General features: G+C 68.6%; 26 protein-coding genes and 2 pseudogenes. 24 read left to right on the forward strand and 4 right to left on the reverse strand.

Annotation, left to right across the window (positions count from 1 at the left end; genetic code table 11):
• Position 1 precedes the first annotated feature (1 nt).
• The 7 genes from AB0K82_RS07875 (at position 2) to AB0K82_RS07905 (ending at position 5725) form a co-directional block, all read left to right on the forward strand.
• On the forward strand, positions 2-1807 hold the full coding sequence (locus tag AB0K82_RS07875; protein WP_364394118.1) for a DEAD/DEAH box helicase: 1806 nt from the start codon (positions 2-4) through the stop codon (positions 1805-1807).
• A gap of 41 nt (positions 1808-1848) precedes the next feature.
• Positions 1849-2856 (forward strand): ATP-binding cassette domain-containing protein, encoded by a 1008-nt coding sequence (locus tag AB0K82_RS07880; protein ID WP_364394120.1) that lies wholly within the window; start codon positions 1849-1851, stop codon positions 2854-2856.
• On the forward strand, positions 2783-3118 hold the full coding sequence (locus AB0K82_RS07885) for a hypothetical protein (protein ID WP_364394122.1): 336 nt from the start codon (positions 2783-2785) through the stop codon (positions 3116-3118). Before AB0K82_RS07880 ends, AB0K82_RS07885 begins: the two co-directional genes overlap by 74 nt.
• 303 nt (positions 3119-3421) lie before the next feature.
• Positions 3422-3586 carry a hypothetical protein gene (locus AB0K82_RS07890; protein WP_364394124.1) on the forward strand — a complete coding sequence of 55 codons (165 nt, stop codon included), beginning with the start codon at positions 3422-3424 and terminating at the stop codon, positions 3584-3586.
• Between the two features lie 14 nt (positions 3587-3600).
• On the forward strand, positions 3601-4023 hold the full coding sequence (locus AB0K82_RS07895; RefSeq protein ID WP_364394126.1) for a metalloregulator ArsR/SmtB family transcription factor: 423 nt from the start codon (positions 3601-3603) through the stop codon (positions 4021-4023).
• A gap of 61 nt (positions 4024-4084) precedes the next feature.
• On the forward strand, positions 4085-5125 hold the full coding sequence (locus AB0K82_RS07900; protein WP_364394129.1) for a VWA domain-containing protein: 1041 nt from the start codon (positions 4085-4087) through the stop codon (positions 5123-5125).
• Positions 5126-5539: 414 nt separating this feature from the next.
• A complete protein-coding gene (locus AB0K82_RS07905; protein WP_364394132.1) occupies positions 5540-5725 on the forward strand; it encodes a hypothetical protein in 186 nt (61 codons plus the stop codon).
• Positions 5726-6150: 425 nt separating this feature from the next.
• Here AB0K82_RS07905 and AB0K82_RS07910 read toward each other — a convergent pair whose 3' ends face one another.
• Together AB0K82_RS07910 and AB0K82_RS07915 are read right to left on the reverse strand one after the other, a co-directional pair.
• The gene (locus tag AB0K82_RS07910) at positions 6151-7524 is read right to left on the reverse strand and encodes a nitrate/sulfonate/bicarbonate ABC transporter ATP-binding protein (protein ID WP_364394134.1); all 1374 of its coding nucleotides are present in this window, start codon (positions 7522-7524) and stop codon (positions 6151-6153) included.
• Between the two features lie 20 nt (positions 7525-7544).
• Positions 7545-9296: an ABC transporter permease subunit gene (locus AB0K82_RS07915; protein WP_364394137.1), complete on the reverse strand. Its 1752-nt coding sequence runs from the start codon at positions 9294-9296 to the stop codon at positions 7545-7547.
• A gap of 481 nt (positions 9297-9777) precedes the next feature.
• On the opposite strand from AB0K82_RS07915, the gene AB0K82_RS07920 reads away from it, so the two are divergent.
• The 4 genes from AB0K82_RS07920 (at position 9778) to AB0K82_RS07935 (ending at position 12603) form a co-directional block, all read left to right on the forward strand.
• Entirely contained in the window at positions 9778-10155 is a 378-nt protein-coding gene (locus tag AB0K82_RS07920; protein ID WP_364394140.1) for a hypothetical protein, read from the forward strand.
• Between the two features lie 51 nt (positions 10156-10206).
• Positions 10207-10383 carry a DUF2637 domain-containing protein gene (locus AB0K82_RS07925; protein WP_364394143.1) on the forward strand — a complete coding sequence of 59 codons (177 nt, stop codon included), beginning with the start codon at positions 10207-10209 and terminating at the stop codon, positions 10381-10383.
• 1000 nt (positions 10384-11383) lie between these two features.
• A complete protein-coding gene (locus AB0K82_RS07930) occupies positions 11384-11587 on the forward strand; it encodes a histone-like nucleoid-structuring protein Lsr2 (protein WP_364394231.1) in 204 nt (67 codons plus the stop codon).
• A 464-nt stretch (positions 11588-12051) separates the two neighbouring features.
• The gene (locus AB0K82_RS07935; RefSeq protein ID WP_364394146.1) at positions 12052-12603 is read left to right on the forward strand and encodes an NUDIX domain-containing protein; all 552 of its coding nucleotides are present in this window, start codon (positions 12052-12054) and stop codon (positions 12601-12603) included.
• On the opposite strand, the gene AB0K82_RS07940 is transcribed toward AB0K82_RS07935, so the two are convergent.
• On the reverse strand, positions 12584-13234 hold the full coding sequence (locus tag AB0K82_RS07940) for a TetR/AcrR family transcriptional regulator C-terminal domain-containing protein (RefSeq protein WP_364394148.1): 651 nt from the start codon (positions 13232-13234) through the stop codon (positions 12584-12586). The two genes, AB0K82_RS07935 and AB0K82_RS07940, sit on opposite strands and share 20 nt — an antisense overlap.
• A 99-nt stretch (positions 13235-13333) precedes the next feature.
• Here AB0K82_RS07940 and AB0K82_RS07945 point away from each other — a divergent pair, with 99 nt between their 5' ends.
• From AB0K82_RS07945 to AB0K82_RS07970, 6 genes and pseudogenes are all read left to right on the forward strand, one after another.
• Positions 13334-14842 (forward strand): FAD-dependent monooxygenase, encoded by a 1509-nt coding sequence (locus tag AB0K82_RS07945; protein ID WP_364394151.1) that lies wholly within the window; start codon positions 13334-13336, stop codon positions 14840-14842.
• Positions 14839-14991, forward strand: coding sequence for a hypothetical protein (locus AB0K82_RS07950; protein ID WP_364394153.1), 153 nt, complete (start codon positions 14839-14841; stop codon positions 14989-14991). Before AB0K82_RS07945 ends, AB0K82_RS07950 begins: the two co-directional genes overlap by 4 nt.
• A 365-nt stretch (positions 14992-15356) precedes the next feature.
• A complete protein-coding gene (locus AB0K82_RS07955; protein ID WP_364394233.1) occupies positions 15357-15788 on the forward strand; it encodes an Rrf2 family transcriptional regulator in 432 nt (143 codons plus the stop codon).
• Positions 15789-15879: 91 nt separating this feature from the next.
• Positions 15880-16050: pseudogene (locus AB0K82_RS07960) on the forward strand (SDR family NAD(P)-dependent oxidoreductase); the annotation flags it as partial.
• 149 nt (positions 16051-16199) lie between these two features.
• Positions 16200-16400: a hypothetical protein gene (locus AB0K82_RS07965; RefSeq protein ID WP_364394241.1), complete on the forward strand. Its 201-nt coding sequence runs from the start codon at positions 16200-16202 to the stop codon at positions 16398-16400.
• A 49-nt stretch (positions 16401-16449) separates the two neighbouring features.
• The gene (locus tag AB0K82_RS07970) at positions 16450-16866 is read left to right on the forward strand and encodes a nuclear transport factor 2 family protein (protein ID WP_364394236.1); all 417 of its coding nucleotides are present in this window, start codon (positions 16450-16452) and stop codon (positions 16864-16866) included.
• A gap of 395 nt (positions 16867-17261) precedes the next feature.
• On the opposite strand, the gene AB0K82_RS07975 is transcribed toward AB0K82_RS07970, so the two are convergent.
• Positions 17262-17831, reverse strand: coding sequence for a TetR family transcriptional regulator (locus tag AB0K82_RS07975; protein ID WP_364394156.1), 570 nt, complete (start codon positions 17829-17831; stop codon positions 17262-17264).
• Positions 17832-17973: 142 nt separating this feature from the next.
• Between AB0K82_RS07975 and AB0K82_RS07980 the strand changes: the two genes are divergently transcribed.
• The 7 genes and pseudogenes from AB0K82_RS07980 to AB0K82_RS08010 all read left to right on the forward strand — a co-directional run bounded on the left by AB0K82_RS07980 (position 17974) and on the right by AB0K82_RS08010 (position 26111).
• Positions 17974-18834: an NADP-dependent oxidoreductase gene (locus AB0K82_RS07980; protein ID WP_364394158.1), complete on the forward strand. Its 861-nt coding sequence runs from the start codon at positions 17974-17976 to the stop codon at positions 18832-18834.
• A 253-nt stretch (positions 18835-19087) separates the two neighbouring features.
• Positions 19088-19377 (forward strand): annotated as a pseudogene (locus AB0K82_RS07985) (transposase); the annotation flags it as partial.
• A gap of 1230 nt (positions 19378-20607) precedes the next feature.
• A complete protein-coding gene (locus AB0K82_RS07990; protein ID WP_364394239.1) occupies positions 20608-22248 on the forward strand; it encodes a GH3 auxin-responsive promoter family protein in 1641 nt (546 codons plus the stop codon).
• A 15-nt stretch (positions 22249-22263) separates the two neighbouring features.
• Positions 22264-23304, forward strand: coding sequence for a phytanoyl-CoA dioxygenase family protein (locus AB0K82_RS07995; protein ID WP_364394160.1), 1041 nt, complete (start codon positions 22264-22266; stop codon positions 23302-23304).
• Complete coding sequence (locus AB0K82_RS08000; protein WP_364394163.1) at positions 23273-24172, forward strand: alpha/beta fold hydrolase; 900 nt, start codon at positions 23273-23275, stop codon at positions 24170-24172. Before AB0K82_RS07995 ends, AB0K82_RS08000 begins: the two co-directional genes overlap by 32 nt.
• Complete coding sequence (locus AB0K82_RS08005) at positions 24169-25362, forward strand: enolase C-terminal domain-like protein (RefSeq protein WP_364394165.1); 1194 nt, start codon at positions 24169-24171, stop codon at positions 25360-25362. The genes AB0K82_RS08000 and AB0K82_RS08005 overlap by 4 nt, the downstream gene beginning before the upstream one ends.
• Entirely contained in the window at positions 25359-26111 is a 753-nt protein-coding gene (locus AB0K82_RS08010; RefSeq protein WP_364394167.1) for an SDR family oxidoreductase, read from the forward strand. Before AB0K82_RS08005 ends, AB0K82_RS08010 begins: the two co-directional genes overlap by 4 nt.
• The last annotated feature ends 5 nt before the right edge of the window (positions 26112-26116 follow it).

Below are 26116 nucleotides of genomic sequence, written 5' to 3' on the forward strand. Positions count from 1 at the left end.
CATGGGAACCAGGCAGAAACTCCCCGAGGCGCGGTCGGACACTCAGGCCACATACCTGCCCGACCGGCACATGTTCGCCCTGTGGACCTGGGCCGACGGCGCGGTGGGGGCGGCCCCGCCGGTCGGTGACGTCGAGACCGTCCCCCTGGTCGTTCCGACGCCGGACCTCGGCGGGCTCAAGGTGTCCGACGTCGACTGCGTGCTGATCGAGCCGGACCGGCTCGTGACCGTGCCCCTCGACTCGCCCGGCCGGTCGGTGGACATCTGGCGGTCGTGGATCGCGGGCGGCGAGTCGGCTCTGCCGATCGCTGCGCACGCGGTCCCCGACGCCACGGGCGTCGCCGTTACGACGGCGGAACACGCGAGCGGCGTCTTCCGCCACACCACCTCGGTGGGGGCCGAGATGCGCACGGCGCTCACCGCCAAGCTGCGCCCGTATCAGGTGCGCGGGGTGAGCTGGCTGCGCGAGACCATCGACACGCACGGCGGCGCGGTGCTGGCCGACGAAATGGGACTCGGCAAGACCCTGCAGACCATCGGCTGTGTCGCCGGACGCGCCGAGAAGGGGCCGCAACTGGTGGTCTGTCCCACCTCGTTGGTGGGGAACTGGGCACACGAGATCGCGCGGTTCGCACCCGACCTGCGGACCACGATCTGGCGCGGCGGGCCGCTGCCCGAGGTGGACAACGGCACGGTGGTGCTCACCGGCTACCCCACGCTGCGCACGCACAGCCCGGCCCTGGCGCGGATCCAGTGGAGCACCGCGGTCTTCGACGAGGCGCAGAGCCTGAAGAACCCCCGTACGCAGGTGTCGAAGGCCGCGCGCACCATCGCGGCCGACGCGCGGATCGCCCTGACCGGGACGCCCGTCGAGAATCACCTCGACGAGCTGTGGGCCCTGCTCAATCTGGTCGCACCGCACCTGTTCGGGAACCGCACGCAGTTCCGCCGCCGTTTCGTGCGGCCGATCTCGGACGGCTCCCCGGCCGCTTCCGCCCGGCTGCGCGGGGCCATCGAGCCCGTCGTGCTGATGCGGAAGAAGTCCCAGGTCGCGGGGTCGCTCCCGCCAAAGATCCACGCCGATCTCCTATGCGACCTCACCGAGGAGCAGGAGCGGCTGTACGACCGGCTGCTGGAGCAGGTCATCGACGACGGCTTCGGCAGTGGCACCCAGCGGCAGACCAAGGTGCTCGCCGTCCTTACCTCGCTCAAGCAGGTCTGCAACCATCCGGGCCTGATCACGGACGACCTCGGGGAGCTGTCGGGCAGGTCGGGCAAGCTCGACCTGTGCACCGACATCGGGGCCAACAACCTGGAGAACGACTCTCCGACCCTCGTCTTCACCCAGTACCGGCAGACCGGTGAGCTGCTGGTCCGGCACTTCGCCGAACAGTTCGAGGTGAGTACGCCGTTCTTCCACGGCGGCCTGAACCAGGAGCAACGGGCCGACATCGTCCGCCGGTTCCAGTCCGACGACGGTCCGAAGGTGCTCGTCCTCAGCCTGAAGGCCGGGGGCACCGGGCTCACGCTCACGCGCGCGGCCGACGTCATCCACTTCGACCGGCGCGTCCCTGGCCTCAGTGGTGGGCACCGTCGCCTTCATGGCGCCGGTGGCCGCAACGCTGCTCGCATGCGGAACAGCGACGCGGGCCTGAACGACACCGTCGGCACGCAGTGCCGGCTCAGCTCACACTCAACGAGTGCTCCAACCAAGGGCCCGGCGTCAGCCGGGCCCTACCCATGTGGAGGGCAGGCTCGACGGCGCGCAGGTCGTCGGCTGAGACGTTCTGCCCGCCGAGGCGGGTGAGCAGGTCGGTCAGGAACTCCTCCAGCAGAAGCAGGCGCGCCTTGGCGGGGTCACCGCTGCCGTACTCGGAGTACTGGTTCTCCCCCGTCATCACCGTCGGCAGACACCTCACCGAGACCGTACGAGCCCACCGCACCGGCGACCCCGGCGCCGCCTCGCCCGGAACGGCCTCGACCCGGCGCTCGCAACGGCGTACCCATTCGAACTGTCCGGCGGCCAGGCCCAGCGGCGCCCTCGCCATCGCGACCGTGCACGAACCCGCGGTCCTCATCGCCGACGAGGTCACCACCGCCCTCGACCCCATCACCCAGCGAACCGTCCTCGACCTGCTGCGCGCCCAGGCAGGCGAACGCGCCATCGTGCTCATCACGCACGACCTGGCAGCCGCCGCACGCTGGGCCGACGACATCGCCGTCATCCACCACGGCCGGATCGTCGAACACGGACCCGTCACCGACGTCCTCGCCCGGCCCACGGCGGAGCTCACTCGTGAGCTGACCGACGCCTCCGCTCTCGCGACGACCTACGCCGGACCCGGCGAACGCTCCGGAACCGCTCTCTCCGGCAAAGGTCTCACCCGCGCCCTGCGCGGCCGAGGTCGCAGCACCATCGCGGTCGACGGTGTCGACCTTGAGATCGCTCCAGGGGAGTCCATCGCGATCGTCGGCCGCAGCGGATCCGGCAAATCCACCCTCATCGGCGCCCTCGCAACCCTCGACCGTCCGGACTCCGGAACCGTCCATCACGACGTCTGGGCCCTGGCCGAACGCGGACGCCGCACCCTACGCCGCCGCACCGGCCTGATCTTCCAGCACCCCGCCGCCTTCGACCCCCGCCACAGCGTCCGCCAGGTCATCGCCGAAGCCGGCCCGTACGACGACGACCTGCTACGCCGCGTCGGCCTGGACCCGGCCATCGCACGCCGCCACCCCGCCACGCTGTCCGGCGGTGAACGCCAGCGCGTGGCCATCGCCCGTGCCCTGGCTCAGCCGCCCCCGGCTTCTGCTCGCCGACGAACCCACCAGCGGCCTCGACGTCCTCACCCATGAGCACATCCTGCGCCTGCTCGTCGACCTGCGCCGCGACCTCGGCCGCACCCTCGTCCTCGTCACCCACGACCTACGCGTGGTTCGACGCATCGCCGACCGGGTCATCACCCTCGCCGACGGCCACATTGTCGAAGACCTCCCCGCCGATCGCCTCTCCGAGGCCGAAAGCCCCGAGACCAAGGGGCTGCTCGACGCCACTCCAACACTCAGCCGAGTACGGCACCGGGCTCAACCGTCAGAGGGGCATCACCCTGCCGGCTGACTGGTTCGGGCTTCACCCGGCCGTTGGTCGAGCCGGGCCGCTCCGAGTAAGAGGGCGGCCAGGTCGGCCGGGCGCATCCGGTGCCGCGCGGCTCTAGAGGCGCGCGACCGTACGTCGGGCAGCCCCGGTGATGGCCGTCAGGCTGTGCCATGTTCCTGGGCGATCCCCTCCGTGAGCGCATGGAACAGCGATGGCGCTCGGCGCCGAATTGAATTAAGCTTATTGCGCAATCATGCAAGTAGCTCGAGTTTCGTTGGAGGCGCCGTGAGACGGCATGCCTGGGTGATGCGTCCAATACCGGTCGTGGCGATAGTGCTGCCCAGCGAGATGCTGATCGTCTGGCTGTTGCCGGACCCGGCGCGAGGTGCCGTTTCGTTGGTGTTGATCACCGCGGCCGTCACCGCGTTGCTGATGGTCGGTGTCTACTCGCGGCGAGGGCTGCGGGGGCGTGGTAGCGGTCGTTGGTGAATTAGGGTTGTTGCATGAGCGCGCAAGCTTCGTCTGAGTCACCAGTGGTCAGCGTTGACGCGATCGTCTCGGTCCTGAAGGCGGTCGCCGACCCGACGCGGTTTCAGATCTTGTGGGCGGTGGCCGAAGAGGAGCGAGCGGTCGGCCAGCTTTCGGAACTGGTGGGGGCGCATGTGGCCGCGGTGTCGCAGCATCTGGCGAAGTTGCGTGCGGCCGGTCTGGTGAGCTCGCGCCGGGACGGAACACGAATCTTCTACAGGGCGGCGAACTCGCAGGTTCGCGACCTGCTGGAGGGTGCGGGGCTGCTGACCGGGTACATCACCGGTCAGGTCGACCCGCCACAGGAAGGGCAAGGGCCTCGGGGGGTGGCGGTGCCCGCACAGGTGGGAGCCGTCGTGCCGGTACCGATCATCGCGCGGGGTCCGGCACCGGCGTAAGCACAGATCCGGGGACCGGGGCACGGGGGCGTATCGGGTGACGGAGTCGTGATGAGAGGTGATGCCGCCGCCGACCGTAGCGACCCAGGGCGGCACCGGCGATGACCACCTCGCGGCAAGGCGTCGTTCCCGGATGGCGTCTCGGGTGGCTCCCGTGACGTTTCTCTCTCCGGAGCGGCTGTGGTGGCTGCTGTTGGTTCCCGTCATGGTCGCCGCCTATCTGCTGATGCAGAGGCGCCGGAAGAGATACGCGGTACGGTTCACCAACCTGGCGTTGCTGGCCCAGATCGCGCCGCGCCGCCCCGGGTGGCGACGGCATGTGACGGCGGCGTTCTTCCTGGCGACGATCGCGGTGCTGTTGGTCGGGTTCGCGCGGCCGGCGCGGCGGGTGAGGGTTCCGCGTGAACGCGCCACGATCATCGTGGCGATCGATGTCTCCTTGTCGATGAAGGCGACCGATGTGGCGCCGAGCCGCGTCGAGGCGGCCAAGGCGCAGGCGAAGAAGTTCGTATGGAGCCTGCCGGTCCGGTTCAACGTGGGTCTGATCGGATTCTGCGGCAATGCCTCCGCGGTCGTCGCTCCGACCATCGATCGCGATGCCGTCGCGCATGGGATCGATGGTCTTCGCCTGTGCCCGAGCACGGCGATCGGTGAGGCGGTGTTCACCGCCCTGCAGTCCATCCGGTCCTTCGACGCGCGCGGGAGGCAAGGGCCGCCGCCCGGCCACATCGTGCTGATGTCCGACGGTGACAACACCAGCGGGCGTTCCACGATCGAGGCGGCCGCCGCGGCGAAGGCGGCGAAGATCCCGGTGTCGACCATCGCGTTCGGAACCTCGTACGGCACCGTGACCATCGGTGGAGAGACGATACCTGTGCCGCCCAGCAAGACCACCCTGCGCAATCTCGCCGAGGGTACCGGCGGCAAGGCGTACGAGGCCGAGGCCGGATCGGAGTTGTCTCAGGTCTACAAGCACATCGGCAGCTCGCTCGGATTTCGCACCGAACGCCGGGAGTCGGCCTCACGCTACTTCGCTGTCGCGCTCGTGTTCGCGCTGACCGGCGGTGTTCTTTCGCTGGCATGGTTCGCACGCCTGCCATGAGCGATACGAGGCGCGAAGCGACCCCCAAGGCGCATGCGATCAATCCGAACAGCGGCGCGTGCGTGGTGTGCTGCCGACCCGGGAGCACGACGACGACCTGAAGACCGCGAAGCCACCGCCCGATCGGTCGCGCGGACGCGCCGACGGCGGGTTTTGATTGCTTACTTGCGCAATAAGTTGACGATATGTCGGCCGCGGGGTCTAATGGAGGCGAAGCCGCAGGTCCACTGGGCCATGACCGCGAGGAGGTGAGCGGAATGAGTCCCGATGCAAGCAGTGATCATCGACCGGATTCCGCTGCACCCGGCACGCGCGGCCTGCGGCTCGCGGGCTGACCGTCGCGCTGGGACCGGCTCGCCCGGTCCCGACGGGTGCGCGTTGCGCCGTCTCGTCGGCGCGGACGGGAGGTCCATCATGACGATAACGATCAGCATTCCCCAGCTCGCCCTGTCCACGGGTCTGGCCGACGCGCTGCGATCCCTGCTTCCGTTCCTTGAGCCGGTCGCGGTCGCGATCGTGGGGGCCTGCGGGGCCGGGATCCTGGCGCAGATCGGGCTGGACATCGGGCTGAGGCTCATCCAGAGCACGTTGCAAGCCTGACCGCCGGCCCGCACCCGTCCCGGCCCGGCCTCGTCGGCCGGCTAGCGCTACCCGACCGGACGGTGGGGGCAAGGGGCCGGGTGGGCGCGTCGGCCCGCCGGGCGAGTCCAGCTCATGGCGATCCTGACGGCGACCAGTGCCGTCATGTCCAGGGCCAGGGGAGTGAGCGCAGGCTCCGCGAGCAGGATCGCGGCATTGCTCACCAACAGGCCGGCCGCCGTGAGCGACAGCCGAACCCGCCGACGACGATGCCGGACGTACCGACCGGTGGCCATGGGAGCGGCCGCCGCTCGGCTCGGGTACGGACCGCCGGTCCGATTGCGTGCATCGCCACAGCGAAACGTTCGGCGAGGACCTGCCGAGAGTCGTTGAGCCATCGGTGCCCTCCTTCGCGTAGCCCCCTCCGCGGGGTTTCGTGCGGCCGTTCAGGCGGTGGACATTCCGGGTTCGTCGTCGTGGTCGAGGCTCGTGGCGCGGGAAGGGTCGAGCATGTACTCCTCGTGGTTGGCGTCGTAGGAGTACAGCTCGGCGTAGCGGCCCCAGTCGGTGGCGACCTCCAACTGGGCGGTGACCTGTTCGCTGGTGTAGTGGTGGGCGAGCAGGTCGCGGAAGAACCCGTATCGCAGGCCGCCGTCGACGCTCTTCTCCAGGCTGGTGGTGATGAGCCGGACCAAGGGGACCTCGAGCGCCGCGGCGGCGAAGATCTTCTTGGAGTCCTGCACGTCGGCGGCCGAGAACGCCAGCCCTTCGTCGGAGAGGGCGACGTGGCCGCCGTCCAGGGTGGCGAACCCGAGCAGTTCCAGGGCGTCGACGAGGGGAAGCAGGTCGTCGACTTCGAGACCGAGCTCGTCGGCGAGGGCTGCGATGTCGAGGTGGCCGTCATGGCGCTGCAGGATCTCGGCCAGCCCGGCCAGGCCGTCCACCGAGGCGGCGGGGAGTGGGGAGTCGGCGAGCGTGGGCCGGGGACGTGCGGTCTCGACGCCGTGCGGCGGGAGCGGGGCGGCCTGTTCGCCACGACCGGTCATGGTGCGGTAGATCTCGTTGATGAGCGCGGTGAACTGGCGTGAGTCGCGGTCGCGGGGGCGGTCCAGGGTGATGTCGTAGCTGGCACGAATGGTGCCGTAGGGGCGAGAGCCGAGCACGATGACGCGGTCGGCCATCAGCACGGCCTCTTCGATGTTGTGGGTGACCACGACGATCGCCTTGGTGGGGAACTCCCCGGAGTCCCACAGTTCCAGCAGCTCACCGCGCAGGTTCTCCGCGGTCAGCACGTCCAGGGCGGAGAACGGCTCGTCCATCAGCAACACGTCGGGTTCGACGACCAGGGCGCGGGCGAACCCGACGCGCTGGCGCATCCCGCCGGACAGCTCCTTGGGATAGGCCGATTCGAACCCGTCCAGGCCGATGAGATCGATCGCCTTCAGCGCCGCCTGGCGGCGCCGCGCCGCGCCGATGCCGCGTGCTTCCAGGCCGACCTCGACGTTCTGCTGCACCGTGAGCCAGGGCAGCAGCGCGAAGGTCTGGAACACCATCGCGGTGCCGGGGTTCGCACCCTTCAGCGGGTCCCCGCGATAGCTGACCGTGCCCGAGCTCGGCGGGATCAGACCCGCCAGGCAGCGCAGCAGCGTGGACTTGCCCGACCCGCTCTTGCCCAGCAGAGCGACGATCTCGCCCTCATGGATCGTCACGTCGATGCCGGCCAGGACGGGCAGTTCGCCGTCGGCGCCGGCGTAGCTCTTGGTCAGCCCATGCACTGACAGGAGTTCGGCGCCGGTGCGGGTTCCGATGGTCGTGGTCATCGTCTTCGGCCTCCACGCCCTCACAACGAGTATCGGTTCTCGGCGAGCCGGTACAGCCGCCGCCAGACGAGGCGGTTCAGCCCGACGACGTACAGGGACATCACGGCGATTCCGGCGAGGATCTTGGGGTAGTCGCCGTGTTCGGTGGCGTGGGCGATGTAGGCGCCCAGCCCCGTGGCGGTCAGTGTCGTGCCGCCGAAGGTGACGATCTCCGCCACGATGGAGGCGTTCCAGGCTCCGCCGGAAGCGGTTATGCCGCCGGTGACGTAGGCGGGGAAGATGCCGGGGATGATCAGGCGGCGCCAGCGCCGCCAGCCCCTCACGCCCAGGTCGTCCATTGCCTCGCGCAGGTCGGTGGGGATCGCCATGGCGCCGGCGATGGTGTTGAACAGGATGTACCACTGGGCGCCCAGTGCCATGAGCAGGATCCCGCCGATGTTCAAGCTCAGGCCGGTCTTGAGGAAGAACCAGGTGGCGAGCGGGAACAGGAAGTTGGCGGGGAAACTGGCCAGGATCTGTACCACCGGCTGGGCGATCCGCGTCAGTCGAGGGGAGAAGCCGATCTTCACGCCGATCGGCACCCACACGAGCGTGGCCGCCGCCACCAACACGACGACCCGTATGAGAGTGGCCAACCCGAGGAGCAGCGGCTGAGTGAAAACACTCAGCCCGGTACGGTCGCGCAGGTAACCCAGCAGATCCAGCAGGCCCCAGCCGGTCAGCCCGCACACCACGAGCGCGAAGGCCAGGTCTCCGGCGCGCCGGCGCAGGGGGTGCTCCTGCAGGGGCCGGTCATCGACTCCGAAGACGCGCCCCGCCCGATTCGCGGCCTCCCGCAGCGGGGCCATGACACGGCCGAGGGCGCGCGGCCAGTGTGAGCGGCGCAGGAAGTCGAGCACGAGCGAGCGCTGCACGTGGACGGCCTCCGACTGCTCGACCTTGAACCGCTCGGCCCAGGCCACCAGGGGCCGCCAGAACAAGAAGTTCACTCCGATCACCATGACCGCCATCGTCGCGATCGCCCATCCCACTCGGCTCAGGTCACCGGTGGCGATCGCCGTACCGGCGTAGGAGCCGACACCGGGCAGGACGTAGTGGCGGTTGGACACGCTGATCAGCTCAGAGGCCACCAGGAAGAACCAGCCGCCGCCGAAGCTCATCATCCCGTTCCACACCAGGTTGATCGCGCCGGAGGGCAACTCGATCTTCCAGAACCGCATCCACCGCGAAAAACCCATGCTGCGCGACAGTTCATCCAGCTCACGTGGCACCGTGATCAACGAGTGGTAGAACGCGAACGTCATGTTCCACGCCTGGGAGGTGAAAATCGCGAACACCGACGCGCACTCCAGCCCGAACAGAGAATGCGGGAACAGCGCGATGAAACCGGTCACCAGAATCGTCAAGAAGCCCAAGATCGGCACCGACTGCAGAATGTCCAGCGCGGGAATCAGTACGCGCTCCAGCCGCCGTGAATGCGCCGCCGCGTACGCCCAGACCAGCGTGAAGGCCAAGGACAGTCCCAGCGCCGCGAACATCCGCAGCAGGCTCCGGGCCGCGTAGTACGGCAGGCGCGCGGGATCGGTATCGATGCCGCTCACCTTCGACGGAACGAACGACACCGTCGTCCCGCCGCCGACCCGTACCACCACGTACAGCCCGACCAGCACCGCCACGGCGACTACCACATCCACCCAGGAGAACTCCGCCATCCGGCGGACCACCCGCGTACTCAGTGACGCCCGCCCCGGCACCAGGCGCGGCACATTCATCACGAACCCCCTCGATCACCAGATCAGGAACACAGCGAGGGCAGCTCGCGGGTACACCGTTCCCACCGAGGCGGCGACGCGCGGCGGTGAGGGCTCACGACGCAGGTGAGACCGAATCAACTCGGCAATGACGACGTCAACGGTGACTCGCGAGACAGCCGGGACTATGCGGATCGCCACTCATGGCTGCCTCCCTTCCCCGCAGACGCCGAACCGAGGCCAATTCTGCACCTTGTTGCGCGAATATGCAAATAGTTCTCGGGTCCTGCTCAGGTGCGCAGGTCAACCCCGGAGGGCACTCCGGTCATGCGCGGTTGACCGGCTCAGACACGCCAGTGGAGGCGGCCCCGTCATCCTGGGGTCCGTCGCCGGTTCGGATGTCGTGCCCGCCGGTCGGCCGGTGTGAGCACTGCTTGATCGGGTCACTGATGGTTCTCCCGCCGGCTGCTGCAGGTGATCGGCATTGAGAACGGGAGGGCCGTTGCGGTCGTTCGTTGGGGATGACTGGGCCGAAGACCACCACGATGTGGAGGTGATGAACGGCGCGGGCGGGCGGCTGGCCAAGGCATGGTTGCCCGAGGGCGTGGCCGGCATGGTCCGGCTGCATGCGATCGTGGGTGAGGCGGCCGGGCAGGAGGCCGACGACGTCGAGGTGCTGGCGGGGATCGAGACCGACCGGGGCCTGTCGCCGCCGTCCTACGCGACGACTCCTGAACCGCTAGAGGGCGTTCTGAAAAGGTCGGCGGGGGCGTGGAGACCGCCCGCGCCGTCCCATGTCCGCGACGGCGACATGCTGACCGTGTACGGTGCCATAACTAAACCAAAATGCAGGTCAGGCACACGGCCTGACCTGCATTGATATGGTGGGCGAGCGTATCCCTGCCAGGGACTCCCCGTGGGGGAGGTCGCCGTGGCTGAGGGGCCTTCCAGCGCAGAGCGAGCGATCCGGTGGACGACGATCGCCAGCGTCCTCGTGCTCGCCGCGGTTGCGGCGGTGGTGTCGTACAAGCACACGTATCTGCTGGTCCGGCGGTATGGGGAGACGTCGTGGACTGCGGCGCTGCTTCCGGTGTCGGTCGACGGATGATCGCGGTCTCGTCGATGTCTTTGCTGTTGGACTCTCGCCGTGGCAGGCGCAGCGGGGTAACTGCCGTGGACGCTGCTCATCATCGGTAGTGCCGCAAGCCTGGCCGCGAACGTCGCCGTTGCTGAGCCTTCGGCGGTCGGCCGACTGATCGCCGGATGGCCGAGCTGTGCTCTCATCGGATCGTATGAGCTGCTGATGCGGCAGATCAGGCATGCCAGTCCGCGGGAGACGGGGTCCGAGGGCCCTGCCTCATACCTGCCTCATACGACGTCCGCTGGGACACCTGCCGATTCTCAGGAGCCTCATATGCCTCCCGGCGCGACGACGGTGCCTTCGGAGAAATCCTTTACCACCGCTTCGGTCGCTCCTGACGGCTCAGAGGAGTCGCATATGGATAGAGCGTTTGGCCTCATAGGTCCTTCAGAATGTCCTGCGCCTGGGCGCATCGACGGCGCTGGCCGTCGGCGTTCGCAAGCAAGAGGCGGCCGAGGCGATTCGGTGCTCCAAAAGCAGGCTTGGAGGTGGGCCGGACGCCCGAAGGCGAGTTGCCGCCGGGGAGGGCAATAGCCCGCGAGTTCGGGCGCAGCGAACGCTGGGGACGGCTGATCAAGCAGGCCGGCTTGGCCGGACGACTGGATAAAACCACAGAGTAGGCTCGTCAGCTCCCATCACCGCCGAGCGGGCCGCCCGCCTGCCCGGCACCCGCGCTGGCTGCGGCCACTCCGCTGCCGCCCCCGCCGTTGTAGCTGCCGACCTCGCGCTGGCTGCATCGCAGCCAGCAGCGTAAGGGGTGGCGCTTTCGGGGAGTGCGGGGTCGTAGATGGTCAGGTGTCCGGCCGGTGATGGTCATGGTGATCTCGACGACCTCATCCCAGACGTCGAGGTCGGGGCGAGTGGGTGCTCCAGCACGTCGACGTGCTGGAGCAAGTGGCCGTGGGCGATGCCGGTCAGCACCATCGCAGCATCGCCAGATGACAGCCCGAAGGCCTTCCGCGCCAGCATGCGTGATCGCCTGTCGCCGTTCATAGAGCACGGACGGCGGGCCGGTGGCGGTGGGGTCCGGCGTCATCGAGGCCGTGCCGCTTCCAGCCGCCGCCAGCGCAGCGCGGACATCCGCGCGTGGGCGAAGGCTCATGGGATCGAGGTCAGCGAACGCGGTCGTATCCCGGCGACGGTCGTCGAAGAGTACGAGCGAGCCCATTGACACCCGAGGATATCCGCACGAGGAGGCCTCCTGTCGACCTTAGCCCGCTCCTGCTGCGGCCGTCTCCACGGTGAAAATCCAGGCAGCGCTGGAGGACACGGCGGCATCAGGGAGCCGAATTCGCCAACGCAGGTGCTCAGGCGCATACCAGTCGGTGCTGGTGGCCGATGTACTGGAGGCGTGTAAAGGGGACGCGAAGCGACAGGACGGCTCTTCCGGCGAGCTCCTACTGGCAGGTTCCGCCCGACGTGCAGGCCTTGGTGAGCGGCGCCTTGCCGGCGGATGATCCTCTTGAATGTCCGCTGTCTCGTAGGTCTGGGCATTCAGGACGTCGGGCGGCCGGGACGTTGCCGAGTCGGCGTCGAGCGGCGCTATGAACGTCGAGTGGCGCTGGGCTTGGCCGCTTGCTGCCGCACGGCGCGTTCAGCGGACGGCCCGGCCCGCTGCTGGCTAACGTGCGGGGAATGACTCCCGACGCCGCCGCGAAGTACTTCTGGCACGAGGCCCCCGTCGCAGAAGGACTGGAGATCACCCAGGTCTACGGGTATCTGATCTGCCCGAACACCGGCCGCGTCTTGATCCAGGACGATCAGGGGAAGTTCAACCTGCCAGGCGGCACGCCCGAATCGTTCGACGCCGACCTGGTGGACACCCTGGTGCGGGAGGCGTTCGAGGAGAACCAGGTCGTCGTCAGCGACGCGGTCTACCTGGGGTATCAGGAGGTCCACCGGTCGTACCGCGAGCCTTACGCCCAGGTCCGGATGGTCGGGCTGATCGGCGCGTTCGAACAACGCCAACCCGACCCAGACAACGGCCGGACGTACCGCCGGCTGATGACATCGCTGGCAGAGGCACCCAAAGTGCTGGGCTGGGGTGAGCCCGCGGTCGCCCAGGCCAAGCCGGCAGCTCGTATCAGTCTCCTACACCATACGCACCGCTCCGGCCCGGAACTCCAGATCGAACGAGCGACGGACCCCGCGAGGTCACAGACAGTTGCTACGGCACGTCGCTGGTGAGGAGTTGCAGGCCCCGTTCGTAGAGTTGGGTGAAGTCGGTGCCAGTCAGCTTTTTGTGGGTTTCGGTGAGCTGAGGGTATTCGCCGTGCGAGATCGCCTGGTGCAAGTCGTCGATTTCGGTTAGCAGTTCCGGGTCGGAGCCGGTCGCGGCCTGCTCTTCGAGCACGTGTCCGGTGGTGAAGTGGACGATCAGCAATGCGGTCTGAACCGCGGCTGCTGCATTAACGCCCGCCTGGCGTAGCGCCCCGATGAGGGTGTCAGAGAAGCCGAGCGTGTTCGGTCCGACGGCGTGGGTGCCCGCGTACACCCGGGCGCCGTCGCGGTGAGCAAGTAGCGCCGTCCGCAGGCCGCGCGCGAGTGCCAGCACCTGCTCGCGTGGTGTGGCCGCGTTCTCGCCGGCATCCTGGCAGCCGCTCATCATCGCCTCGGCCATTGCCGTGAGCAGGGCGCGTTTGGTCGGGAAGTAGCCGTAGAGGGTGCCGGCCTGCACGCCGAGGGCGTCAGCGAGTCTGCGCATAGTGAGCGCGTCGAGGCCCACCTCGCCAAGCAGGCGGAGGGCGGCATGGACGACTTGCTCTCTGTCGGCGCGGGGCGGGCGTCCGCGGGGGCGAGCGGCCGTGTGTTCTGCCATACGAACCGCAGACTAGCACCGGGTTTGACAGATGGGCTTCCTGGCCGGACACTGCTCTCACAGATTAAATGAACGTTGTTCGGAAATTCAGGAGGCGTCGTGGATGCCGACGTGGTGATCAGCGGTGCAGGCCCGACCGGCCTGCTGCTGGCAAGCGAGTTGGCCTTGGCGGGGGTACGGGTGCGGGTACTCGAGCGCCGGCTCGCCAGGCATCAGGAGTCTCGTGCCCTGACCTTGCACCCGCGCAGTATCGAGATCATGGACCTGCGCGGGATCGCGGACCGTTTCCTGGAGCTGGGGCGCACCGTCCCCGGCTGGCATTTCGCGGGTCTGCCCCAGCGGCTGGATTTCTCCGCCCTGCGGACCCGGCACGGCTACTGCCTGTTCCTCGAGCAGGCCCGCGTCGAGCGGGTGCTGGAGGAACGAGTTCGCGAACTCGGTGTCGAGATCTCCTACGGGCACGAGCTCTTGGCGGTGGCGCAGGACGAGGATGGAGTCGAGGTGACGGTTCGTGCGCCAGGTGGCGAGTCGGGGCTGCGCGCCGCATATGTCGTGGGATGCGATGGCGGGCGCAGTCGTGTCCGGGACATTGCGGGCATCGGGTTTCCCGGTACGGACGCCACGATGACCTCGATGCTCGGCGACTTCATGGACATCGACCACGACGCCATCGCCGCTGTGGGTGAGGACGCGCCAGTGCTCATCGTGCCGCTGGAAAGCGGGGCCACCCGTCTCGTCGTCACCGATCCTCTGCGGATGCGGGTCCCCGCGTCGGAGCCGGTCACGTTCGAGGAATTCCGTGACGCCTTGGTCCGGATGGCGGGCTCGTCGTTCGGCATCGCCGAACCACGATGGCTGTCCCGCTTCGGTAACGCGACTCGGCTGGCCGAGGCCTACCGGGTAGGCCGTGTCCTGCTGGCGGGCGATGCCGCCCACATCCACTTCCCGGCGGCCGGCCAAGGACTGAACACCGGTCTCCAGGACGCGATGAACCTGGGCTGGAAACTCGCCGCCGAGATCAACGGCTGGGCTCCGGCCGGCCTGCTCGACAGATACCACACCGAACGGCACGCCGTCGGACGAACGGTCACCGCCAACACCCAGGCCCAGACACTGCTGCTGGAACTCACCCTGCTACCGGACTACCAGCAACCGGTGACCGCGCTGCGGGAGCTGATGAATGACCTGTTGCAGATCCCGGAGGTCAACAGCCACCTGGCCGCTCTCGTCTCCGCGCTCGGGACGTCCTACCCGTCCTCGGACGACGACCCGCTCGTCGGCGCGCGGATGCCCGATATCCCGTCCACCGCCACGGACGGCCGCCGGCTGCGAGTTTCGGAGCTGCTTCAAACCGGGCGGTTCGCCTACCTCGACTTCACCGGCGCCCAGGAAGGGGCCGCCGCGGTCGCGGCCGGCTGGGGTGACCGCGTGGAGGTCGTGGCCGGTGACCCGCCCTCCGCGGCCGGAGATCTCGTCGAAGTGCTCGTCCGGCCTGACGGTCACGTCGCATGGGTGCGTCGCCGACACGAAACACCGGACGTCGCCGCCCGGGAATCAGCACTGCGGACGTGGGCCGGGGCGCCTCGGCAGGCGGCGGTGACCACGTGAGCACGACCGAGCATCTCACCCCCAGCGGTGTGCGCAGCGTGCCAGGTGCCGTCACGCCCGCCGTGCTCACTCGCGGTACCGATCTCGTTCTCCTTCCGGGCCAGGTCGCGTGGGACGCCCAAGGCGCGCTGGTCGCGACGGTCACCTGACGCAGATGCGCCAGATCGTCCACGATCTGGCGCCGTGCTCGCCGCCGGTTCCGGCCGGGCGCACATCGTCACGCAAACCGTCTACGTCGTGAACTATCGCCCCGAGTTGCTGCCGGACCTGTTCAGGCCCCTGCGGCATGGCCGGTATCTCGCCGCCGGTGCGGGTGGCGCCCGCAGCGGCGTGCTCGACCGCATGGGGTGGGAATGCGAGCCGGGAGCCCGTCCCGCCATGGGTGAAGAAGGCCGGGCGCACGCGCCAGGCGGGCCGACGAGGCCGCTCCGGCCGGGTCCGTAGATTTGCCGCATGCTGTTGTAACAACTATCGTTACGATCAGGGTCGAGGGGCGAGGGAGATGGAGTCCGACGTGGGCGCCAACAGCAGACTGACCATCGCGGCGCATGCCCTGACGTGGATTGGGCTATATCAGCGGCGTGGTCACGAGGTCGCCACCTCCGAGCAGATCGCGACGAGCGTCAACACCAATCCGGTGGTGATCCGCCGCCTGCTGGCCCAGTTGAGCAAGGCCGGCCTGGCCGAGTCACGGCGGGGGGCGGGGGCGGGCTGGATGCTCGCGCGGGACCTGGCGGCGATCACCCTGCTCGACGTCTACCGGGCGATCGAACCGGGACCGGTCTTCGCCCTGCACCGCGCGGCACCGGACTCCGAGTGCGTCGTGGGCCGCGGCATCGGACCGGCGATGACCGCCGTGTACGACGATGTGGAGGCCGCCCTGCGCAGGGAGCTGGCCAAGACCACGCTGGAGGACGTGCTGCGGGACGTCTTGAAAGCCGCCTGATCTCGGATTGTCGACTTCCCTGATCGAGGGGGCCGCATTCCGCGCCCTGCGGATGTAGCCAAAATAGTTACATTTCGAAGTGGAGTATCTCATGGGACGGCTGGACGATAAGACCGCCCTTGTCGCCGGCGCCTCCAGCGGCATCGGCCTGGCGATCGCCCGCCGTTTCGCCGCCGAGGGCGCGACCGTCTACCTGGCCGGGCGCCGCAAGGCGGCGCTGGACGCCGCCGTCGCGCAGGTCGGCGCCCGCGGCATCGCCGTCCAGGGTGATGCCGCGGATCTCGGCGACCTCGACCGCCTCGTCGCCGAGACCGCAAACCGAGAGCCGCGTACTCGCGACCGTCGTCAGGGCAACGGCTTCGACACGAAAGGAGTGAGTCATGAAGAGCGTGGTCCACTACCGGGCGGTCGATGCGGCAGCCCGATCCCCGCCACGAGGACGGCAACCAGGTCGTCTTCCTCGTCGGTGACGACGAGTGCGCCAGGCCCCTTCACACGGCTGCTGACCGCATTCGGGTTCGCGCCGGCCGGCCTGGCGCGCTGCGCAAAGGCGGGGTGCTCATGCAGCCCGGCGGGCCGCCGAGCGGCAAGCACTTCCTGTTCCAGGGCTGAGGCCCGACCGGCACACCTCATACGAACGAAAAGACAAAGGACAAGGACGATGGCAACAGATACTCAGACCTCGCGAACCGTGGCCGAGGAGTTCGTGGAGCGCCTCGGCAGGCAGGACCCCGACGGCATCCAGGAACTGTTCGCCGAGGAGATCGACTGGTACGTCCCCGGCAGTGACGCGCTGCCCTGGACCGGGCGCCGTACCCGCCGGGAGGAGGTCGCGCCGTACTTCACCACGATGTGGCCGCACTTCGCGCCCGGCAAGAGCAAGGTCGTGCTGGAGCGCATCATCGTCGACGGTGGTGACGTGGTACTGCTGGCGGTCTGGACGCACACCGTCGTGGCCACGGGTAAGGAGTTCACCACACCGGCCGCCCTGCACCTGATGGTCGAGGACAACCGGATCGTCCGTATGCGCCTGTACGAGGACACGCTGACCGTCGACAAGGCGTTCAACGTCGGCTGAGTGGATAGTGCCCCGTGCCCCGTGCCCCGTGCCCCGTGCCCCGGGGCACATGAGCACCAGGACCTCGCGTTCGCCGAGTCTCGGGCCGGCGGCGCCCACAGGATCGGCATCCCGAAGGGGGTGCAGATCAGATCCAGGGCCCAGTGCGGTGCGGCACTGCCGTATCGGCGACGGACAGCACGGCCGGCCGGTGGAGTTCGGCGCCGGTCGTCACCAGGTGCGAGGAGGCCGGTCATCTCGGCGATGACCTCCGGCGAGGGCTTGAAGCAGCGGCGGACGTTCTCGGCCTTCCTGCGCCGGGACTTGGCCATCAGCATCAGCTACCACCGACCCCACACCGCAACCGGCGGCAAATCACCTATCACCAGGTTGACCAACCTCCCTGGGCGGTACAACTAGCGCACGGCTGCGGCCGCGCGTACTTCGGCAAGCGCTTGTCGTGCCAGCGGGCCGAAGCCCTCGCTGTTGTTGGTGTCGATCCACTGATCGTAGGCGATCTCCCAGACGAGCATGCCCAGGCTCGCGGCCACGCGCGCGGTCAGGCTCGGGACTCCGCGGCGGTTGAGGGCCTCGATCGTCGAGGCGGTGAGGTCGATCCTTTTCAGGGCTTCGCGCTCACGTAGTTCCGTATTGGCGTTCAGCACGGCCTGGCGCCGGGCGCTGAACTCGCGGCGGTCGTCGGTGAAGAACGTCCGGCCGAGCGCATCGAGAGCGTCCGCCACCGCGTCGAGCGGCCCGGCCGCCGGCGGCGCCGAGGCGATCCCTTCGACGAGCAGATCGGTCACCGTGCCCCTGCCGAAGAGCACCTCGCGCTTGTCCGGGAAGTACCGGAAGAACGTGCTCTTGGTGAGCCCCGCGCGCCCCGCGATCTCGATCACGGTCGTGTTCTCGTAGCCGTGCTCCTCGAAGAGGTCGAGGGCGGCGGCGGCGAGTCGTCCTGGTGCGTCGGGTTGCCAGCGAGCCATGGGAGCAGTGTACGGGACTTAGTCCCATCAGTGTGTACGATCGATAAGACCAAGTCCCATCACTGGCCAGGAGGGGTCACCGATGAGTAAAGCTGTCCGTTACCGGCGATTTGGCGGTCCCGAAGTACTCGAACTGCAGGAGATGCCCGAGCCGCACGCCGCACCGGACGAGGTTCGCGTCCGGGTCACGGCCGCCGGGCTGAATCCGATGGATTGGCAAATCACCACACAGCCCGACATGGCGGCGCGGTTCGGCATCACCTTGCCGGCCGGGTTCGGCAGCGACTTCGCTGGAGTGGTGGACGAGGTGGGCACCGAAGCCACGGGATTCGCGACCGGCGACCGGGTGTACGGGGCTGCGATTGGCCGGTCCGTCGCCGATTTCGTGCTGGTCAAGACACCTGCGGAAACGCTGTGGCACACCCCGGAGGGCATCGGCGACGAGGTGGCGGCCACGCTTCCGGTGGCCGGTCTGACGGCCTCCGCCGCGCTCGCCGCGATCGGGCTCCGCACCGGGGACACCGTCCTGATCGGTGGGGCGGCGGGTGGCGTGGGCGTCTTCGCCGTGCAGCTGGCGAAGCTTGCGGGTGCCCGGGTGCTCGGCACCGCCTCCGAGCGCACGTTCGGATTCCTGCGCGGGCTCGGCGCCGAACCCGTGGCGTACGGCCCTGGCCTGGCGGACCGGGTGCGGGCCCTGGCGCCCGAGGGGATCACCGCCGCCACCGACCTGTTCGGAAGGGAGGCGGCCGAGACCGCGCTCAAGCTCGGCGTGGCACCCGAGCGGATCTCCGTCGTGGCCGACGGCCCCGCCCCGCCGCCCGGTGTACGCAAGACGGGCGCCCTCGATGCGGGTCCGGGCGCCCTGGAACGGATCGCCGACGCGATCCATTCTGGCGAGATCACGGTGCCGATCGCGGCGACCTTCCCGGTCGAGCAGATTCGCGAAGCCGTGACGATGCAGGCCGAGAGGCATGTTCACGGCAAAATCGTGGTCGCACTGTGAACCAGCACAAAGTGGACTCGGCGACCAGGAAGTCGAGCTGAATCCGCGATTCAGCTCGCAACTTACGAGGTCGTGGGTGGTGGCGCGTCGATGCCGTGATCGTCGACCGTGACCCGTGGTGGGAGCCCGGTCTCGCGCAGTGATCACCCGAGATCAGCGGGTCACCGGGCTGACGCCCGAAGAAGTCGCCGCCAGGAGGCCGCCCCCGCGCGTCAGGGGTCGCAGGCGCGCAGGGGTGGCCTCCCACGCCGACGGGCACCGGGAGATCCTCGGCATCGAGGTCACCTCGGCCGAGGACGGCGCCGGCTGGCTGGCGTTCCTGCGTGGCCTGGTCGCCCGCGGCCTGACGGGGGTGCCACTGGTCATCTGCGATGCCCACCGTGGGCTGGTCGAGGCGATCGGCACGACGCTGCCTGGGCGGCCTGGCAGCGCTGCCGCACGCACTACCTGCGGAATCTGCTGACCAAGGTGCCCAAGTCCGCCCAGCCATGGGTGGCGACCGTGGTGCGGACCATCTTCGACCAGCCGGGCGCCGATGAGGTCCACGCCCAGCACGGCCGGGTGGTGGCCGGCTGGGAGACCAAGTATCCCGACGCCGCGGCTCCAGCAACGCTGGACCACCCTGACCACTCGCCAGGCGCAACCGTCGTGACCTCGGCCCATCTCGTGCCGAGGCGGAGCAGGGCCGGGAACATCACCGGGAGCACTGCTCCCGGTGACCCCGACCCACGAAAAGCACCGACGCCGGCCTACCGAATGGGTAGTCCCGATCAGCCGTGGAGCACCCTGCTCCCGATCTGCTCCCGATTCGGTCCGATCGTTAGCGGCAGAAACCACAATGCAGGCCAGGCCATGCGCCTGGCCTGCATTGATGTGGTGGGCGATACTGGGATTGAACCAGTGACCTCTACCGTGTCAATGTCGTCCCGATCAATGGCTGACCTGCGGTTTTTCGAGATGTCGTAGGTCGGTGTCGTCAACGGCGCAGGTGGCGCCGGTTAAGGACCGTTCGGGAATGGCGTGCGCTCGCGTGCTCCCCGTTCCGGGTGGGAGCACGCGATCATGGATGGGGGAGCAGCCGCGTGGGCGACGCTGGTTGGCCCTGTCAGAGCTGAACGCCTTGACCACCCGGCCTGCCCACACGATCGCCCACGTCATGGGCTGGTCCCCATGGCGCCGGCACCACCAGCAACGCGTCCGGCTGAGCCACTACCAGCGAAGACCGCGCAGCCAAGAACCATGATCGTGAAGTGTCACTGGAGTACTAGTGGCAAATGATCACTTGGCGCTGCGTGGTGCCGCCTGTACCGAGGGCCTTGACAATGAGCCGGTTGCTGGAGTTAATGTGAGTTCGCTTGATTATTGACTCTCTCAAAAGAGGCCATGGCGCACGTGTGACTGTGGTCGACTGGTGCGTCGTGGGATGGCGGTTGCGGTTGGTCGGACTAGCTTACATGCGAAAGCGGAGAAATCAATCGGCCGCATCCAGACGCGTCTCTCTCAGTACATAAGGGCCATGTGATCGTGAGCGATGGCACCAAGATCTATAAACTTATCTATTGTCCGCGGATGTCGACAGATCGCGGATGTGACGCCCCGAATATTAGGTGAAACACCGTTGTCTCAGAGCGCTTTCTTGGGGCTTCGAACCTAAAATTATTTGTACGGTTTGCCGCCATGGCCGGGTAGGTCGCCGCGAGGTCGGTCATGTTATGTTCAGGAGGAAGTGTGGTGCTGATTCGGCAGGCCAGAGTGGCACTGGACAGGCAGATTATGGCGTGTTCGGAGCCGTCTCCGGTCATCGAAGCGGTGCTGGCAGACCTTCTTTCCGAGACAAGGGAAACGCGGTTCGCCGACGAGCACGGCTTATCCACGGTGCGGGACTTATCGAGCTGGCGCGACGCGGTTCCCATTCGCCCCTACCAGGCATTGGAACCGTACATCGACAGGGAACTCGACGGCGAGGAAGCGGTACTGACTCGTAGTCCGCCGTACGCGTTTCTGCGCACCTCCGGAACATCCGGGAAACCCAAGCTCGTCCCCACCACGCGACATTGGCGAGTGCGTTACCGGGGGCCGGCGCTCTACGCCCAGTGGGGCCTCTATTTCAAGCTGCTCGGCCTTACCCGACTCGACGAAGAAAACGTCCTGGACCTGTCATGGGAGCGGACGGCGGTCACGTCCACCGTCCGCGGGTATCCCGTGTACGGCATCAGTCAGCGGCCGGCCTCAGTGGGTTCGGGAGACTGGACGCCGTCCTGGTACGACGCGCCGTGGTCGGTCGATGAGACCGGGCAGGGCGACTACTTCGACCGGCTTTACACGAAGCTGCGGCTGCTGGCCGGCCGCGACGTCCGGCTCGTCGTCTCCGTCAACCCATCAAAGATCGTTTCCTTGGCCGAGCACCTGGGCCGATCGGCCGACCGGCTCATGCGCGACATCCACGACGGCGGACTGAACGGCAGGGCCCACCCGCTGGCACCCGCGAGCCCGGAGCTGGCGAGGAGACTACACGCGGCCATGCGGTTCGGGGACGGCACCCTGCGCCTGACCGACCTGTGGCCGCGGCTGTCGCTGCTCGTCTGCTGGAACTCCGCGTCCGCGCGTCTGTACCGGTCCTGGGTCGAACGGCTGGTGCCCGACGTGCCACTGATCCCGTTCAGCGCGACCGGCACCGAGGGTGTGGTGACGCTGCCGGTCGACACCCATCCGTCATCCGGCCCGCTCGCGATCAACCAGGGGATCTACGAGTTCGTGCCGTGGACCGCGGACGATGGGGGCGCGATCCCGTCGGATGCGTCCACCCTGGATTTCGCCCAGCTGGAACTCGGTGCGACCTACCGGCTGGTGATGAGTCAGGCCAACGGCCTGTACCGGTACGACGTTGGCGATGTGTACCGCCCGATCGGTTGGGTGGGGCGCGTGCCGCGGCTGGAGTTCCTCGGCCGGGCAGGCTTCCAGAGCTCGTTCACCGGCGAGAAGCTGACCGAGGCCGACGTTGTCGGAGCCGTTCATCGCTCGCTCGGCGAGAGCTGGCCGGACTGTCCGGTGTTCTCCTGCGTCCCGGTGTGGGACACGCCGCCGGGTTACACGATCGCGATGGAACGGACCTCGGCCGTGGCCCACCTGTCCGCCGGGCGGCTCGCCGACCGCGTCGACCGCGAGCTGAGCGAGCTCAACATCGAGTACGCCGAGAAGCGCCGGACCGGCCGCCTGCGCCCGATCCGGGTCACCTGGCTCAGACATCACGCCTTCGGCCGGGTCGACCAGACACGCGCCCGGCAGGGGACGGCGACGGCACAGCTCAAGCACCACTGGATCCAGAAGGACAGCGCCCTGTTGGACACCCTGGAAAGCCTCGGCCAGATCCTCCCGTCACCGACCGGTTCCGTCTGCCTCATGGCCGGCGCCTAACCCGGAGAAGTCACCATGACCAACGAAACCAGCCTCTCGCGGTTCGCCGAGGAGGGCTACGCCGTGCTGCGCGGCGTGCTCGATGAGTCCGATCTCGCTCCGGTCCGCGCCGAGTACGCCGAGGCGCTGCGGTCGCGTGCCCGCGTCTGGCGTACGCAGGGACGGTTCAAGGGTGGTGAGGAACTCATGGCGCTACCGTTCGAGGAGCACCTGATCGGACTGTCCCGCCTCGACGGCTTCGACCCGTCCCTGCTGGCCGAGCTGGACCTAACTCTCCCGCACATGCCCTTCACGTTCATGCGGCCCGACGCCGAGCTGCACACCGGACCGGCCGTGCTCGGGCTGCTGTCGAACCCGAAGGTGCTCGACCCGCTGAGGCCGTTGCTCGGCGACGCGATCAAGGCGAGCCCCAACCAGCACTGCCGCCTGAAGCTGCCCGTCGTGTCTGCGGACGGCGGTTTCCGTGGCCGCGTAGGCGAGACCATGCACGCGCCGACAATGTGGCACCAGGACGCGATGACCCAGATTCCGCAGTCCGATGACACGTCGCTGGTCACGTGCTGGATTCCGACGGGCGACGTGGACGAGACGCACGGGTGTCTCAAGGTCGTACCCGGTGCGCACCAGAACACGACGTTGCTGCCCTGGCCGATGGACGACGCGACCACTGCCCGTCTGGAGGATGCTGCCGTGTCCCTTCCCGTCCACAAAGGCGATGTGGTCCTCCTGCACAAGCGGACTCCACACGGGTCCACATCGAACATCTCGCCCCGCGTACGGTGGAGCCTCGACTTCCGCTATTTCCCGGCCGACCAGCCAACCGACCGGCCCTGGTTCCCGAACATCGTCGTGTACGACCGCGCGCATCCCGAACGTACCCAGTCCGATGCCGAGGACTGGCGCCGCCAGTGGATCCGGGCGCGAGACCTGATCGTCGCGTCGGGCCGGCCGCTGCCAGGCCGCCGAGAGTTCGCGCAGCTCGTCTCGGACGCGATGATCAGGGGCTGGGAGGCGGGTGACTACCTTGACCTCGACCGTCTTCTCGCCGCCGAGTGATGGCGAGCAGATTGGCGGTTCGGCACACGACGTCACCATCCTCACGGCCGGCGACGACGTGGAGCTGGCGCTGCACCGGTGGACCCGTCCGGGAAACCAGGCCGTGCTGTTCTACATCCACGGCATCCAGAGCCACGCCGGATGGCTGTTCGAGACCGGTCCGTGGCTGGCAGATGGCGGTGTCGACGTCTACGCCCTCGACCGGCGGGGGTCGGGACGCAGCGGTGGACCGCGTGGCCACCTGCGTTCGGCCTGGCAGGTGCTCGACGACTACGAGCGGGCGCTCGGTCAGGTGGCGGCCGTCGCGGCGCGACGACCGCTCGTCGCACTGGGACAGTCGCTCGGCGGCAGTGTTCTCGCCGCACTATGGGCGACGTCTCGCTTGCCGACCCTGCGTCGACTGGTGTTCTGCGCCCCGGCGCTCGGCCAGCAGCGCCGGCGGCATTCCCCGGAAGCCCTGCGCGAGCTGCGGAACAGCGCGGGCGAGCAGCGGCGACCGCTGTCGTTGGACGACGCCGACTACACATCGATGACCCGCTACAGCGCCTTCATGGCGAACGACCACCTCATGCTGCGCCAGGTCACCGCGTCCACCCTCGCCACGCTGGTCGAGCTGGAGGACTGCTACATGACCGGCGCGCACCCGGATCCGCTGCCGGTCGCGCTCGTCCGAGCGGTACGGGACCCGATCATCGACCTGGACGCCGCCGAGGCTGTTCTGCGATCGCTGAGCACCTTCCCGATCGACATGCGTCAGTTCGATATCGACCGGCACTACATCGAGTTCTCCGAAGCTCGCACCGCGTACTGGGACTGGCTCATCACTCTCGTGACCGCCGAGGCTGACCGGCCGGAGCCCACGTCGTGATCGAATCGATCCGCGTCCTCACCGTCGCCGCGCCGCTGGCGGTCGGCTTCGACCACGCGTCGCACACGCGGACGCACTCCGCATCCGTCCTCGTGGAGTTGACACTGGCGAGCGGCCATCGAGGGTGGGGCGAGGGCGCCCCTCGTCCCTACGTGACGGGCGAAACGCTGGACTCGGCCGTCGACGCGTTGGTCACGGCGGCCCCGGACATACTCGCGGACGCCGTGGATTGGCGGTCGGTGGACACGGTGGTCGACTCACTCGCGTCCATCGATCTGCCCATGGTGTTCGGTGGCCGGTACCCGGCGCCGGCGGCGGCGGCCGCGTGGGAGACCGCTGTGCTGGACGCGGCGTGCCGGGTCGCCGGCCGCCTGATGTCCGATGCGGTCCGAATGGCCGCGGCGCCGAGCTGGCGGCCGCCGGAGCCGGTGCCGGTCAGCCTTGTGATCGACCTGTCGCGCGACGTCACGGTCACCCTGGGCCGGCTGCCCGAGCCGTCCCGTGCCGCGTTACGCCACGTCAAGGTGAAGGTGGGCCGGGATGTGGACGATGCCGTGAAGCGGGTCGCCCAGGCGATGTCCCACCTGACTGCGGAGACATCGGTCTCCGTAGACGTCAACGGCGCGTGGAGAGCCGACCAGGCGGACCGAGCCGCCTCACGGCTCGCCGAACTCGGGGTGGCCTGGATCGAGGAACCAACGTCTGCGCGCGACTGGGCGGGCATGGCCCGGCTGTGCCGGGCCGGGGTGCCGGTCATGCTCGACGAGTCCTGCGGTGGCGAGGACGATCTGCGGCGCGCGGCCGACGCGGGCGCGGCGACCCACGTCAACATCCGCGTCTCCAAATGCGGCGGGATCATCCCGTCCGTCCGGCTGGCGGCATGTGCGGACGCCCTTGACATCGAACGCCAGCTCGGAGTCCAGGTCGCGGAGATCGGGCCGCTGTGGGCGGTCGGCCGCGCGCTGGCCACGAGCCTGACCGGCTGGCGGGCGGTCGAGGCCGGACGCGGGGACGAGTGGTTCCTGGAACCGCTGACCGAGCCCGCGTTCGCGGTCGACCGGACACGTCACCTGGCCGCGCCGCTGACCGGCCCAGGCACCGGGATCACCCCAACCCCGGCATTGCTCGGCATCGCCCGGCCGCGCGCGCAGTGGTGCGCGGGCGACGGGAGTTGGCGGGCGGCGTCATGACCGACTCGCGACGGATCGCACTGGTCACCGGCTGCGGTTCGGGCATCTGCGCCGCGGTGGCGCACGGGCTTGCCGAGCGCGGCATGCGTCTGCTGCTGGTGGACCGCGACCCGTACGGGCTGGCTCGGACCGGCCGAGCGGTCGAGGACGCGCTGGTGGCCGACCCGCTGGTCCTCGACGTCACCGACGCGCCCGCGGTCGAGGACGCGCTGCGTTCGCTGCCGGCTCCGGACCGCCCGGACGTGTTGGTCAACGGCGTCGGCGGCGACACCCGCGCCATCCCCTTCGCCGAACTGACCGAGGCGGACCTGCACATGGCGGTGACATACAACCTGACCACCGCGTTCACGATGACGCGGTTGTGCGCGCCCACAATGGCCGAACGCGGATGGGGTCGGATCGTCAACTTCGCCTCGGTCGCCGGGCGGACGTACACCCACGTCAGTAACGCCGCCTACGTCGCCGCGAAGGCCGCGGTGATCGGACTCACCAAACAGTGCGCCTACGAGTTCGGTCCGATGGGGATCACGGTGAACGCCGTCGCACATGGCGTGATCGGCACCGATCGCGTCGCCGAGGCGTGGCGGGAGCGCCCCGAACAGTGGCGGCAGTCAGTGCTCGCCCGCATCCCGGTCGGGCGTCCCGGCACGGTCACCGAGGCGGCCGCCATCGTCTGCCACCTGTGCGGCGAGGAAGCCGGCTACACGACCGGTGCCGTCATCGACGTCAACGGCGGGCTGCACATCTGAGGAGG

Origin of the sequence: Actinoallomurus sp. NPDC052274 (assembly GCF_040679475.1) — a bacterium.
Taxonomy (GTDB): Bacteria; Actinomycetota; Actinomycetes; order Streptosporangiales; family Streptosporangiaceae; genus Actinoallomurus; species Actinoallomurus liliacearum.